We start from the raw sequence: 13,414 nt of genomic DNA on the forward strand, positions 1-13,414 counted from the left end.
TGACTCTCGGAGTGTTTGCAGTTCCCGGCAAGAACGGCCCGTGGCGCCCCGGCCCCTGACGGACGTGGCACACGTGGGCGGACCGATGAAAGGATTCACTGTGTCGAGCGTGCCCGAGACGGGTAGCACCTTCACCAATCCCGTGATCCCCGGGTTCCACCCCGATCCCAGCGTCTGCCGCGTGGGGGACGACTACTACCTCGCCTGCTCCAGCTTCGAGTACTTCCCCGGTGTGCCCCTTTTCCACAGCCGGGACCTGGTGCACTGGACCCGGATGGGCAACGCCCTGGACCGGCCGTCGCAGTTGAGTCTCCCGCGGGACACGGCCTCCTCCAAGGGGATCTACGCCCCCACCCTTCGCCACCACGACGGCCGCTTCTGGCTGATCACGACGAACGTGAGCGACGGCGGCAACCTGCTGTTCCACACCACGGACCCGGCCGGCCCCTGGTCCGAACCGATCCGGCTGCCCGGGGTCGAGGGCATCGATCCGGATATCGCCTGGGACGAGGACGGCAACTGCTGGTGCACCACCGCGGGCGTCGCGCAGATCCGCATCGATCCGTACACGGGGGAGTCCTTCGGTGCGCCACGCCGGATCTGGTCCGGCACACCCGGCGCCAAGGCGCCGGAGGCACCGCACCTGTACCGGATCGGCGCCTACTGGTACCTGCTCATCGCCGAAGGCGGCACCGAGCGGTGCCACGGCGTCTCGATCGCCCGGGGCCGCACGTCCGACGGCCCGTTCGAGCCCTGCCCGGCCAACCCGGTCCTGACGCACCGCGGCACCGACCTCCCGGTCCAGAACACCGGCCACGCCGACCTGGTCCAGGGCCCCGACGGGTCGTGGTGGATGATGCTGCTCGGGGTACGACCGCTCGGCGGCAGCCCGGGCTGGCACGTGCTCGGCAGGGAGACGTTCCTGGCCCCGGTGACCTGGGTCGACGACTGGCCGGTCGTCGGTGAGGTGGCGCCCGTCATGCCCGCGCCCCCGTGGCCCCTCCAGCCGGCCGCCACCGTGCCGGTCCGTGACGACTTCGGCCTGGCGGAGCTCGCCCCGGTATGGATATCCCCTCGGGACCGGCCGGCCGACGCCTGCACCACCGGGGAACGCCCCGGGTGGCTGACCCTCCGGGGCCGTGGCACCTCACTCGACGCCCCCGACGTGACGTTCGTCGGCCGGCGCCAGGAGCACCTGTCCTGCCGCGCCCGGACCCTGATGGACCCGGCTGAGGGCGTCGGTGGACTGGCCGTGCGCCTCGACGAGAGCCACCACTACGACATCGAGGCGGGGTCCGGCGAGGTCCGTGTGATCGCCCGCATCGGCCCGCTGCGCACTGTGGTGGCGTCCCGCCCGCTGCCCGCCGGACCGCAGGTCCTGCGGATGGAGGTGTCCGCCACCAGGGCGCCGGTCGACGCGCGGAGCGGCCCCGACGTCCTTGTCCTCGGCGTCGAGGAACCGGACGGCACCTTCGCCGAGCTGGCCCGGCTCGAGGGCCGCTACCTGTCCACGGAGGTCGCCGGCGGCTTCACCGGCCGGGTCATCGGGATGTACGCCTCGACCGGCACCGTCCACTTCGACTGGTTCGACTACGAGCCGCTGCCCGACACGATCCGAAGGGCGCCCTCGACCGGGGAGTGAGCCACGGAGTGGGCCGAACGGCGGAAGGACGCCTCCAGCCACGCCGATCGGCGGAAGGACGCCTCCGGCCGCCCCGCAGCACCTGGCCTGCGTCGCGGTCGGGGCCCGACCGATCGGCATGCCCTGCCTGGCGTGTGCGCGGGGGAGGGGTGACCGGGCGTTCTACGGTGGGCTGATGCGACCCGTTCCCAAGTGGGCCCTGCTTTCCTCGGCATGCGCGCCCGTCCTCCTGGTCGGAGGGTGGGCGCTCGCGGCACTGCTGGAGGGGCCCGCCTACGATCCCGCCTCGCAGACCATCAGTGTGCTGGCCGCCTACGGCGCGGCGGGGTCCTGGGTGATGACCGGAGCGTTCGTCGCGCTGGGCATCTGCCACCTGCTCACCGCCTGGGGGCTGCGCCCGGCCGCCCCCGCCGGTCGCGCGGCGCTGGCCGGCGGGGGAGCGGCGGCGTTGGCGGTGGCCCTGCTCCCTGCGCCGAGCAGCGGAGGGTCCCTGCATCACGGCTCGATCGTCGTGGTCGGGTTCACCCTCCTCGCGGTGTGGCCGGTCCTGGCCGTCGACCGCGGCGGAGGGGCGCCCTGGGGGCTGCGGCCGGTGCCCTCCGTCGTGGTGACCGCTCTGATGGGCATCGGTGCGGGCTGGTTCCTCATCGAGCTGAACCGCCACGGCGCGGCCGGTGTCGCCGAACGCCTCGTGACGTGTTTCCAGTCTGTGTGGCCCCTGGTCGTCGTCGCCTCGTGCCTCTCCCGTCCCGGCGATGGCGGCCCGCCCTAGGGACCGGGACGGGGCCGGTCGGGGCAGGCGATACCGCTTCCCGCCCCGTCAGGACGACGTACGTCAGTTCCGGACCAGCAGCACGAGCCCGGCGCTCACCGCACCGAGTGCCACGGCAGTACTTCCGTAGGCGAGGCGGTGGGCCCGCAGGCCCGGCAGGAAGCGGTCCGCCGCGATCCGGCCGGGTCCGGTGAGGGCGAGCGCCGCCGCACCGGCGGCCAGCAGCACTTCGTACTCGACGCCCTCGGGAGCGAAGAAGCCGCCGCCCCACTTCACGGCGAGGGCGTTGATCATGGTGCCGAGGACGGCGGCGCCGGCGAGCGGGGTGAGCAGCCCGCACGCGAGGCCGAGCCCGCCGAGGGTCTCGCTGAGTCCGGCGATCAGGGCCATCGCCTCGCCGGAGGGGTAGCCGCTCATGGTGAAGAACTGGCCGGTGCCCTCCAGGCCGCCGCCTCCGAACCAGCCGAAGAGCTTCTGTGCTCCGTGCGCGGCGACGGTCAGTCCCAGGGCCAGCCGCAACAGGAGCAGCCCGCCGTCATAGGCGTTTGGCGAGGCGCCGCCGTTCCGGGCGCCGTCGTACTGGGCGACACCGGAGGGGGAGCCGGTGGTGTGGAGGGTGGCAGACATGGGCGCAGGTCTCTCTGTCGCGGACATCGAAGAGCTCGAAGCTTGAAACTTCAAGCGGCGTCTCGAACCTAACAGGTGTGTGAAAGTTCAAACAACCCGCACCCGATGTCACCCGCAGCCCGCCCCGGTACCCTCTTCGGCCTCATCCGTCACTGCCGGCAGAGGCAGAACGGGTGGCCCGCCGGGTCCGCGTACACCCGGAAGCCGCGCTCGCCGCCGTGGTCGTCGAGGTCCAGAGGCGTGGCTCCGAGGGCCAGTACCTCTTCCTCGGCCCGCTCGATGTCCACCACGTCGAAGTCCAGGTGCGCCTGCTGGGAGTCACGGTCCGCGCGCGGCCACTCCGGCGGCTTGTGGCCGGGCGCCTTCTGGAAGGAGATGCGGGCACCGCCCGGCACGCGGAGGTCGTACCAGTCGTCGTTGTCGTTCTTGATCTCGCCGCCGAGGACGGCCTGGTAGAAGTCCGCGAGCGCCGCGGGATCGGGGCAGTCGAGAGCGACGAGAGAGTAGGTCGCGACAGGCATGCCAGGTCCTTTCGTCCGTCTGTCCGAGGTCAGTCCGTCTGTCCGAGGTCAGTCCGTCTGTCCGAGGTCAGGATGGGAGGAGACTCCGAGGGATGCAGCGGGAGCCGGAGGGGCCAGAAGGGCCGGGTTGCCGCTCAAGGCCCTTCACCGTCCGCGCAGACACGGACGGTGCCCAGCGTGGGATCGGCGGGGTCGGGGACGTTCATGCCGGCCTCGACGCCCGAGCGCAGATAGCGCAGCAGCGGCTCGGTGAGCCGTTCGCCGGGCAGTACCGCGGGGATGCCGGGAGGGTACGGAGTCATCATCTCCGCGGCGATACGGCCCACGGCCTTCTCCGCCGGTACGTCCTCGGTCGCGGAGAAGTACGCGTCCCGGGGCAGGCACACCTGGTCGGGACGCAATTCGTCGGGACCGGGTACGTCGACGGGGGGCGCGGGCGCCAGGGTGTGGGCCTGGCGGGACAGTTCGCGCAGGGCCGTCAGCAGCCGGTCGGCGGTGCTCCGGTCGTCGGCGTGGGTGAACTGGGCGCTGATGCGGCGGTGGTCGACCAGGTGCATGTCGATGTGGTGGTGGGTGCGGATCCAGTCGGCCGCCCGGTAGCCGTTGGTGCCGAGTTCGCTGATGTCGATGATGACGGGAAGCGGGTCGAACTCCGTCGCCCTGCCCGGACCGCAGAAGTCGTCACGTCCGTTGACGTGCATCCCGTCGATCTCTTCGATGCGCTGCCGGACGTCGGCCGCCAGTTCCAGCGCGTGCGACATCAGGTCGTGGCCCTCCAGCGCCATCTGGCGCCGCCAGCCGTCGATCCCCGCGTACAGCAGGACGGACGGGCTGGTGGTGCCGAGCAGATCCGCCCGCGAGGCCAGGGTGTCGTGGTCGACGAGATCGCCCTGGAGGTGGAAGACGGACCCCTGCTCCAGGCCGCTGCCCATCTTGTGGACGCTGGTGACACAGACGTCCGCACCGGCGTCCATGGCCCAGGAGGGCAGGTCCTCGTGGAACGGCAGATGTGCACCCCACGCCTCGTCGACGATGAGGGGCTTGGAGCGCCGGTGGCACACCTCGGCGATGGCGCGCAGATCGGCTGCCGAGCCGTACGGCGTGGGACTGGTGACCAGGGCGCCGCGGGCCTCGGGGTGGGCCTCGAAGGCCTTCTCGTAGGAGGCCGCCGACGGCGGATGGGCCAGATGCCGCTCGGTGTCCCACTGCGGCTCCACCCAGACGGGCTCGACGCCCGAGAGGATCAGCCCGGCGACGACGGACTTGTGCGCGTCCCTGCCCACCAGGAGCTTCTGGTGGGGGGCGGCGACGCTGAGCATGGCCGCCTTCACCGAGAGCGAGCTGCCGCACGTGGAGAAGAAGGTGTGCTCGGCATGGACGGCGTCCGCCATCAGGTTCTCGGCGCGCTGCAGTACTGCGGACTTCCCGCGCCGGTCGTCGAGTCCGCCCGTGGCGAGTACGTCCCCGAAGAACACGGCGTCGCCGAGCACCGCCCGCACGGCGGGCGCGGCTCCGCGCGCCTGCTTGTGGCCGGGAGGGGAGAAGCCCAGCTCGCCCTTCTCCTTGTACGCGGCCAAGGCGTCCAGCACGGGCGCTTCATGATGATTTGCTTGCATACGGTGACGCCTTCCCGGCGAAGTCCCGGCCAATCACGGTCCTCGGCGGATCACGGTGCCGGGGCCGATAACCTGCCCCGGCACCTCGCCGCGGGCACGGTCAGGGCAACGGCGTACCACCGGTCGCGTTCATGATCTCGCCGGTGATGAAGGTCGCGTTCGACGAGGCGAGGAAGACGTAGGCGGGCGCCATCTCGGCCGGCTGGGCCGGACGTCCCAGAGGGCTCTGCTTCCCGAACTCCGTGGTGTCCGGCATCGTCGCCGGGATGAGCGGGGTCCAGACGGGGCCGGGGGCCACCGCGTTGACGCGGATGCCGTCGGAGGCGAGCATCTGCGCGAGGCCTTGGGTGAAGGTGACGATGGCCCCCTTCGTCATGGCGTAGTCCAGGAGATGGGGGCTGGGCTTGTACGCCTGGACCGACGTGGTGTTGATGATGGAGCCACCGGCCGGAATGTGCGGCAGGGCCGTTTTGCACAGCCAGAACATCCCGTAGAGGTTGGTCCGCACCACGCGGTCGAACTGGGAGGTGGAGATGGCCGCGATGCCGTCGGGCTGCGACATCTGGTACGCCGCGTTGTTCACCAGGATGTCGATGCGGCCGAATTCCGACACGGCCCTCTCGATGAGCGCCCGGCACTGCTTCTCGTCCCGGATGTCGCACGCCACCGGGACCGCCTTGCGGCCCGCCTGCTCGACCAGCCGGACGGTCTCCTGCGCTTCCTTCTCCTCGGACGGCAGGTAGGTCAGCAGAACATCCGCGCCCTCGCGTCCGAAGGCGAGGGCCACTGCGCGCCCGATGCCCGAATCGCCTCCCGTGATCACGGCCTTGCGGTCGAGCAGGAGCCCATGACCCGTGTAGGAGTCCTCGCCGTGGTCCGGTGGCGGATCCATCGGCCCGGTCCAGCCCGGGTGCTCCTGCTCCTGCTGAGGGAAATCGGGCTGCGGATGCCGGCGCGTCGGATCCTGCGGCTGTTCGGCGTCGCTCATGATGTCGTGCTTCCTTCCCCGGGGCCCGCACACGCGGGCGGCTGAAGACGTGCCGCACGGGTTCCCCCGTGGCGGCGAAGCAATCCGCCCCGGTCGGGTGAACGCGTGCCGGCCCGGCGCTGGAGAGGGCCGGGGACAAAGACGCGGTGCGCACCGGCCGGGCCATGTGTCGAAGCCGCGCAGCGGGGGACTCGGACGGTGCACATCCGTGACGCCGGAAGGAGCGGGAATGTCCAATCCACAGCAGCCGGAGCTGCGGCGCAGCGGGAAAGGCGCCGCCACTCCCCAGGAAAGCGAAGCCACCAAGGCGGCACAGGCCGGGACACGGCACGGAAAGGGCGGCGGAGCGCACGGGACCGACCGTGGTTCCAAGGGGGGCGGCAAGGGCGGCGGGCGCCCGCCGGAGCAGGAGCCCGATCACCCCTGAACGGCCCGCCCGCGCCCGCCCGGCGACTCTTCGGTCCTGCCGGGCGGGCGCGGGCGTGCGTCGGGACCCGTCACGTGCCGACCGGGACCCCGGCGATCACGGAGAACTCCAGCCGTTGCGCCGCGAGGACTCCGGCGAACGGCGCGAACGGATGGAAGCGGCAACCGGAAGCGGCACACCTGCTGGGCGAACGCGAACGCGTAGTCCCCGTCCCCGCAGGAACGCTCCCACGAAGGGTGCGGGTGTCCGCCACGGGGCGGGACCCCCGGTCAGGCGTCGTCCTCGCCGGTGGACTCCTGCGCCTCCGTGTTCGGTGTGAGAGCGTCCCCCTTCTTCGGGCGAGGGCCGTCCCGGGTCACGTCCCGAGCGGCGTGCTCCGCCTCCTCGGTCAGTTCCTCGGTCGCCGTCCTGGGCTCGTGCTCACGCTCGTGCTTGTGGTGTGTCATGGACTCCTTCTCCTGTTCCGAGCGGTTGCGGGCAGGCTCCTGCGACCGATTCTGCGTGCCGTGCGGCTGGCACGCGCATCAGCGGCGGCCGGCCGGGTCCGTACGGTTACCCCCACCGGGACGGGTCATTCGTCGTGGACGAGCGCGGGAGCGCGTCAGCACCCTCTCCCCGCTGGGACGGCAGGGCGGGCGGCGTCCGTGTCCGTGCTGCCCCGGATCAGCCCGTCCGGCTCTCGCCGGTCCTGCCCCGGTGGGCGAGCAAACGCTGGGCCGCGCTCAGTACGGCGTTGGTGCCCCGCGTGGCACGGAGCGCCGCCCGCGCGGCGTTGGCCCCCGGGGCACCGTGCACCCCGCCGCCCGGATGTGCCGAGGCGGAGGCCAGGTAGAGGTTCTTCACCGGTGTCTCCGGCCGGCCCGTACCCGGCACGGGCCGGAAGACCAGCTGCTGGTGCATACCGGCGGTGCCCCCGTTGATCGCTCCGTTGTGCAGGTTGCCGTCGGCGGCCTGCAGCGCGGCCGGGGAGAGGATCCGCCGCTCGCGGACGAGTGCGCGGAACCCGGGAGCGTACCGCTCGACCTGCTGCTCCATCCGGTCAGCCATCGCCTGCTGCTCCGCCCGGTCCCACCGCCCGGACAGGCTGTCGGGCCCGGCGTCGGCCTTCACCAGGTGCGGGACGTGGGTGTAGGCCCACGCCGATTCGGTACCGGCCGGCGAACGGGTCGCGTCCGCGGTCGTCATCTGGCCCATCAGCAGGAAGGGCCGGTCGGGTACGAGGCCCCGGGCGATCTGCGAGGCGAACCTCGTCAGCTCGTCGACCCCTTCGGCGATGTGCACGGTGCCCGCCGAGGCCGCCTGCGGACTCGTCCACGGCACCGGCCCGTCCAGAGCCCAGTCGACCTTGAACGTGGCGAAGTCCCACTGGAACCGTCGCAGATCGCCGAGGACCCGGGGCGGCAGATGCTCAGCGGCGACCAGCTCCCCGTACAGGCAGGGCGCCGATACGTCGGCCAGAACCGCCTTGCGTACGGGAATCGCCTCCCGGGCCGCCGTACGGACACCCTCGGCGCGGCCCTGACGCACCACCACCTCGGTGACCCGCTGCCCGCACCGTACGACGCCGCCGCGCGCCTGTAGTCGCTGGACGAGGGCCGAGGTGAGCGCGCCCGCGCCGCCGACGGGTACGGGGAACCCGAAGAACTGCCCCAGCATGGCCATCAGCCAGCCGAATCCACCGCTGCCCGCAGCCTCGGGTGCCAGGTCCGCGTGCAACGCGTTGCCCGCCAGCAGGAGTCGGCCGCCCTCACCGGTGAACTCCTCCTCGCCGAACCGCCGTACCGGCAGGACCAGGCTGCGGGCCAGCCTGAGTCCGCCCGCAGCCCGGAGCCGTGCGGCCAGCACCGCGCCGGCCCGCACGGGCGGGAACGGCGAGAAGAGGGCGCGGACGATGTCGTCGCCGATCCGGTCCCAGATGTGGCACAACTCCAGCCAGCTCCGGCCGTCACCGGGGGCGAAGCGCTCGAGCCCCGCAGCGGTCACCGCCCTGTCACGGTCCAGCACCGCGCAGCTGCCGTCGAGCAGGGGGTGCGCCAGGACGTGCGGAGCGTGGCTCCAGCGGAGTCCTTCGCTGCCCAGGTCCAGCCCGGCGAGGACCGGAGAGGCGGCGGCCAGGGGATAGAAGGAGCTGAACAGGTCGTTGACGTAGTCGGGGTGGACGCCCCTGTCGCTGCGCACCGCGCCGCCAGGGGTGTCCTCGGCCTCCAGCACCTCCACGGCCCAGCCTGCGTCGGCGAGCAGATTCGCGGCGACCAAGCCGTTGGGGCCGCTTCCGATCACCACTGCGTCGACCATCGTGTTGCCCTTCGCCGGGGGGAGAGACAGCAGGAGCCGGGTACCTCCGGCCGGTGGCGATCACCACCGGCCGCCGTGGATCGGCACCTGCACGTCAGGAGATACCGCGGAGGACCGCGCCCCGCTCGTCCGTCGCGTCCTCGACCACCCGGGCCAGCCGCGCCAGCATGGAGCGGTGCCGGATCTGGAGCAGGCCGTCCAGCAGCGTGTTGTGCAGTACGCCTCCGATGCCGCTCAGCGGATGTTCGTCGACGATCACCAGCGTCCTGTCCTCACCCCAGGGCCTGATGTCGAAGGCGATGCGCGCGGTCCCCAACCGCCCGCTCTCCGCCTCGAGTTCCAGGGCGCCCGGCCGGTCGACGCGCCGGACGGTGGTGCGGCCGGTGAATTCCTGCGGTCCCAGGCGGACGGTGTAGGTGATCGACGAGCCGAGCTCCGGCCACCGGCCTTCCGCCGGGCGGGAGTCGCTGGTCCCCACCACCCATTTCCCGTACTGGTTGGCGTCCTCCAGGACCGCCCACAGGGCGGACGGGGGACGGTCGATGAGGTGATGACGGACAGCCATGGTTCCTCCTGGATGAGTACGTTCCGGTCGCCGGCTTCGCCGGGGACCGGCGCGCCGGGGGGTGCCGGCCTCAGGGACGGCGCCAGTCCCCGGAGCGCAGATGGGAGCCCGCCTGCGGCCCCATGCGCAGCATTCCGCCGTCCACGACCCAGGAGGCGCCCGTCGTGTAGGACGATTCCGGGCCCGCGAGGAAGGCGACGACCGAAGCCACTTCGCGGGCGTCCCCCGGGCGGCCGAGCGGGATGCCGGGCCGGTCGGTGCTCATCACGTCGGCGTCCTCCTGCCCCGTCATGGGGGTGGCGATCTCGCCGGGAGCCACGGAGTTCACCGTGATGCCGTACTCGGCCAGCTCCAGGGCCATGACCTGGGTCAGCAGGCCCAGACCGCCCTTGGCGGCGCAGTAGGGGGCTGCCCCGACGCGCGGCTGGTGCTCGTGGACGGAGGTGATGTTGACGATGCGGCCGCCGCTCGCCTGGGTGATCATGCGGCGAGCGGCCCGCTGGGAGCAGAGGAACGGTCCCACCAGGTCGACGTCGAGCACCTCGCGGACGGTCGCGTGGTCCAGCTCGAGGAAGGGCGTCGAGGTTCCCGTGCCCGCGCAGTTGACCAGGACGTCGACGCGGCCGAGCTCGTCCGCGAGGGTGTCGACGGCCTGCGAGGCCCCGGGCAGGTCGGTGAGGTCCAGACGGGTCGTCGCGGCACGGCGGCCCGCCTCCCGGACCTCGTCCGCCGTTGCCTCCGCCCCGTCCTGGTCGGTGTGCCAGGTGATACCGACGTCCATGCCCTGCTGTGCCAGCTTCACGGCCACGGCCCGTCCGATACCGGAATCGCCCCCGGTCACCAGGGCGACGGGGGCAACGGGGCGGGAGTTCTCGCTCATCGATTCCTCCGGTGCTGGGGGGCGGGCCGGCGCGGCGCGCACACTGCTCGGACCGGGTACCACCGTGATCTGCCGTCAAACATCACCTGCCGGGGGCCGGACTTCACCGCACGGCTCCGCCCCGCCCGCCCCGGGAGCCCTCGGGGCGTGAGGCGTCGAGCAGCCCGGCCCTGCGCCGGGCGGCCGCGGCCCCGCAGGCCGGGGAGAGGCACCAGGACCACCAGTCGTCCAGTGCCCGCACGGACAGGTCCTCGCAGGGGATCACAGCCGGCCAGCGCAGGGCCCTCGCCTGGGCCGACACCTTGGCCCCGCCCCGCACCGGGTCGACGACCAGCGCGGGGACGCCCGCACGCAGCGCCAGCACCATGCCGTGCAACCGGTCGGTGACCATGACGTCGAGCCTGGCCACCAGGGCCGTGTACTGGTCCGCCGTCCGGCACAGATGCCGGTCGTCGCGGGCCAGCCGGGTGTCCGCGTCGACCCGTGCGCAGTCCTTGCCGGTGAGCCAGGGGAGCAGGACCCCGGCCACCCCGTCGTGGCCGCGCCGGTCGCCGTACTCGCCCTGGCCGTACGTCAGAGCGATCCCGGCCACGGGCGGCGCCGGGCCGGCCGGTGCGGCCGCCGCCAGATCCGGCAGCGGCCCGCTGCCGGCGCCGTCGCGCGCCACGATGCGGTGGAAGCCCCGGGCCGCCGGGCCGTCCGGGTCCACCACGCTCACCCCGACGGCCAGCCGCCTGCATGCGGCGTACCGGCGGTGCAGCGCGGTGACCTGCTCGCCGTGCACGGGCCCGCACACGAACAGCAGTTGTTCGTAGGACTCGGGACGGGCCGCGTCGAGGGTGAGCCGACCGGGTTCGAAGACGGGGCTCCATGCGGTGTCGTGCTCGATGCCGAGGTCGTCGAGCGCCTGCGACACGGCGCGCTGGGCGAGGGCGTCCCCGGCGGTGACCTCGCCGTCCAGGAAGCTGAACCAGCCGGTGACCAGCACGCGGCCCCACGCGGTACGGGGGAGGAGCAGGTCGGCCAGGGTCGCCGCAAGGCGCTGCTGCGTCATCGCGCCGCAGTCCTCGGGTCCGTTGCCGTGGTGCCGGCCCGGTCCTCGGCGGGTGCCAGGTCGTCGAGCAGGGCCTGGGTGTCGGCCAGCAGGCTGCCGATCGACGCCGTGACCTCGGGCACCGTCCCGGACAGGGTGCCGTGCATGGCCACGTGGGCCTCGTGCGCCCGCGCCAGGTGATCGCCGCGTTGCCGTCCCAGTTCGTCGTCCGGGCCGCGCTCCATGATCGTCCGGTCGATGCCGCACACCTCGGCGGCGGCCGTGAGCAGGGCGCTCAACTCGGTGAGGGTGCTCTCGGGCGGCCGGGGAAGCCGTCGACGGTCGGACGCCGTCTCCAGGAGCGTCAGCGTCAGTGTCAGCAACCGGTCACTGACCCGCGTCCACACGGTGTCCCACGTCTGCGGCGGAGCCGGGCGGACGCTGCGCCGGAAGCGGTGGCCCGGATTGAGACGCACACTCTCGTCCGCCCAACCGCGGGCCTCGCGCAGATCGGCCAGGGTTCTGTAGAGGGCCTGGGCGCTCTCGTACCAGTCGGCGGCCCGCGCCTCGTCGTAGTCGTCGGTGTTCTCGGCGATGTCCCGCAGGAGGTCCGCGCAGGTGCTGGGCAGCGCGCAGGCCAGCCGGCTGACCTGGAGGGAGTGGACGGGCGGCAGCACCAGTGCGTTCACGGCGATGCCCACCGCGGCGCCCACCGCCGTCTCCAGCAGACGGTGTCCGACGGCGGACAGCGAGTACGAGCCGTAGGCAAGGACGAACAACGCGGTGGTGGCCGCGTACAGCCCCTGCTGACCGACCGGGGCGCAGTTGCCGAGGAGTACGGCCACCGGGAGCACGACGACCATGGCGGTCATGGTGTCCCCGGTGAGGGCGGCGGCGCCGGCGGCGAGCAGGGTTCCGGAGGTGATCATGAGGAGCAGCTCGACGGCCGTCCGCACCGACCGGTAGACGGTTCCCTGCACCAGTGCCACTGCGGTCCAGGGCGCCATGAGCGCCATGGGCGCCTGCAGCCACCACCCCGTGAGTGCCCAGGCCAGTGCCGCGGCGCCGGCGGCTTTGAGCGACTGGACCATCATGTACCGGTCGGGCCTGGTCACTCCCCGGGCCAGGGACCGGAGCCACGGCCTCACCGCGGGCAGGAAGTCGTGGGCGAGCAGGGTATGGACGACGCGGACGTCCGTACGGGGCGACCGGCACCTCGGGGGGCGGCGGCCGGTCCGGCGGGGTGGGTCACCGAGCCCCCTGCAGTGTCTGGGCGCGCAGTTGTTCGCAGCACTGGCTGAGCAGCCGGGAGACGTGCATCTGCGAGATGCCGAGCGTCTCGGCGATGCTGACCTGCGTCATGTCGCGGAAGTAGCGCAGGTACAGGATCGTCCGCTCGCGTTCGGGCAGCCGGCGCAGTCCCGGCTTGACGGCCTCGCGGTCCACGGCGACGTCGAGGGCCGGATCGCAGTGGCCGAGCGTGTCCCCGAGCGAGTAGCCGTCGTCCGTCCCCGGGAGTTCGGCGTCGAGGGAGAGGGTGCTGTAACTGTCCAGGGCCTCGAGCCCCAGCAGGACGTCCTCCTCGCGCAGGCCGGTCTCGGCGGCGATCTCCGCGCAGGTGGGAGCGCGTCCCTCGAGGGTCTGGGCGAGGTCACGCCGGGCGACGCGCACACGATTGCGCAGGTCCTGGACGCGCCGGGGTACGTGCACGTCCCAGGTGTGGTCACGGAAGTGGCGCTTGAGCTCCCCGGTCACCGTGGGTACCGCGTACGTCTCGAAGGCCTTGCCACGAAAGGGGTCGTAGCGGTCGACGGCTTTGACGAGGCCCATGGCCGCCACCTGTCGCAGGTCGTCCATGGTTTCACCGCGGTTGCGGAAGCGGGATGCCAGGCGATACGCCATCGGCAGCCAGGCGCAGATCGTCTCGCGCCTCAGTTCGTCCCGCTCGGCTCCGTCCGGCAGTGTGCGGAGCCGCCGGAAGGCGGCATCGGTCGACGGGCTGTCGTCGTGCGGACGCGGTGTGCTGGTGGACGAATCGGCCATGGTGC

At 72.4% G+C, this 13,414-nt stretch carries 14 protein-coding genes; 3 read left to right on the top strand and 11 right to left on the bottom strand.

The window, feature by feature from the left end:
* Positions 1-85: 85 nt before the first annotated feature.
* Positions 86-1,642 carry a glycoside hydrolase family 43 protein gene (locus QFZ58_RS31715; RefSeq protein ID WP_307128298.1) on the top strand — a complete coding sequence of 519 codons (1,557 nt, stop codon included), beginning with the start codon at positions 86-88 and terminating at the stop codon, positions 1,640-1,642.
* Between the two features lie 175 nt (positions 1,643-1,817).
* Complete coding sequence (locus QFZ58_RS31720) at positions 1,818-2,414, top strand: DUF998 domain-containing protein (protein ID WP_307128299.1); 597 nt, start codon at positions 1,818-1,820, stop codon at positions 2,412-2,414.
* Positions 2,415-2,477: 63 nt separating this feature from the next.
* Here the strand turns inward: QFZ58_RS31720 and QFZ58_RS31725 are convergent, their stop codons facing one another.
* From QFZ58_RS31725 to QFZ58_RS31740, 4 genes are all read right to left on the bottom strand, one after another.
* Positions 2,478-3,041 carry a DoxX family protein gene (locus QFZ58_RS31725; protein ID WP_307128300.1) on the bottom strand — a complete coding sequence of 188 codons (564 nt, stop codon included), beginning with the start codon at positions 3,039-3,041 and terminating at the stop codon, positions 2,478-2,480.
* A 149-nt stretch (positions 3,042-3,190) separates the two neighbouring features.
* Positions 3,191-3,562 (bottom strand): VOC family protein, encoded by a 372-nt coding sequence (locus tag QFZ58_RS31730; RefSeq protein ID WP_307128301.1) that lies wholly within the window; start codon positions 3,560-3,562, stop codon positions 3,191-3,193.
* 134 nt (positions 3,563-3,696) lie between these two features.
* On the bottom strand, positions 3,697-5,178 hold the full coding sequence (locus tag QFZ58_RS31735; RefSeq protein ID WP_307128302.1) for an aminotransferase class I/II-fold pyridoxal phosphate-dependent enzyme: 1,482 nt from the start codon (positions 5,176-5,178) through the stop codon (positions 3,697-3,699).
* Positions 5,179-5,278: 100 nt separating this feature from the next.
* Positions 5,279-6,166 (bottom strand): SDR family oxidoreductase, encoded by an 888-nt coding sequence (locus tag QFZ58_RS31740; protein ID WP_307128303.1) that lies wholly within the window; start codon positions 6,164-6,166, stop codon positions 5,279-5,281.
* 229 nt (positions 6,167-6,395) lie between these two features.
* Between QFZ58_RS31740 and QFZ58_RS31745 the strand changes: the two genes are divergently transcribed.
* A complete protein-coding gene (locus QFZ58_RS31745; RefSeq protein WP_307128304.1) occupies positions 6,396-6,593 on the top strand; it encodes a hypothetical protein in 198 nt (65 codons plus the stop codon).
* Between the two features lie 269 nt (positions 6,594-6,862).
* On the opposite strand, the gene QFZ58_RS31750 is transcribed toward QFZ58_RS31745, so the two are convergent.
* The 7 genes from QFZ58_RS31750 to QFZ58_RS31780 form a co-directional block, all read right to left on the bottom strand.
* On the bottom strand, positions 6,863-7,039 hold the full coding sequence (locus QFZ58_RS31750) for a hypothetical protein (RefSeq protein ID WP_307128305.1): 177 nt from the start codon (positions 7,037-7,039) through the stop codon (positions 6,863-6,865).
* 217 nt (positions 7,040-7,256) lie between these two features.
* Entirely contained in the window at positions 7,257-8,888 is a 1,632-nt protein-coding gene (locus QFZ58_RS31755) for an NAD(P)/FAD-dependent oxidoreductase (protein ID WP_307128306.1), read from the bottom strand.
* Positions 8,889-8,982: 94 nt separating this feature from the next.
* On the bottom strand, positions 8,983-9,453 hold the full coding sequence (locus tag QFZ58_RS31760; protein WP_307128307.1) for an SRPBCC family protein: 471 nt from the start codon (positions 9,451-9,453) through the stop codon (positions 8,983-8,985).
* A 70-nt stretch (positions 9,454-9,523) separates the two neighbouring features.
* Positions 9,524-10,333, bottom strand: a complete 810-nt coding sequence (locus tag QFZ58_RS31765; RefSeq protein ID WP_307128308.1) for an SDR family oxidoreductase — start codon at positions 10,331-10,333, stop codon at positions 9,524-9,526.
* Between the two features lie 103 nt (positions 10,334-10,436).
* A complete protein-coding gene (locus QFZ58_RS31770; protein ID WP_307128309.1) occupies positions 10,437-11,387 on the bottom strand; it encodes a polysaccharide pyruvyl transferase family protein in 951 nt (316 codons plus the stop codon).
* Complete coding sequence (locus QFZ58_RS31775) at positions 11,384-12,481, bottom strand: FUSC family protein (protein WP_307128310.1); 1,098 nt, start codon at positions 12,479-12,481, stop codon at positions 11,384-11,386. Before QFZ58_RS31775 ends, QFZ58_RS31770 begins: the two co-directional genes overlap by 4 nt.
* Positions 12,482-12,614: 133 nt before the next feature.
* Entirely contained in the window at positions 12,615-13,409 is a 795-nt protein-coding gene (locus tag QFZ58_RS31780) for a SigB/SigF/SigG family RNA polymerase sigma factor (protein WP_307128311.1), read from the bottom strand.
* Positions 13,410-13,414: the final 5 nt, after the last annotated feature.

The sequence above is a fragment of the Streptomyces sp. B1I3 genome (assembly GCF_030816615.1).
In the GTDB taxonomy this organism is placed as follows: domain Bacteria; phylum Actinomycetota; class Actinomycetes; order Streptomycetales; family Streptomycetaceae; genus Streptomyces.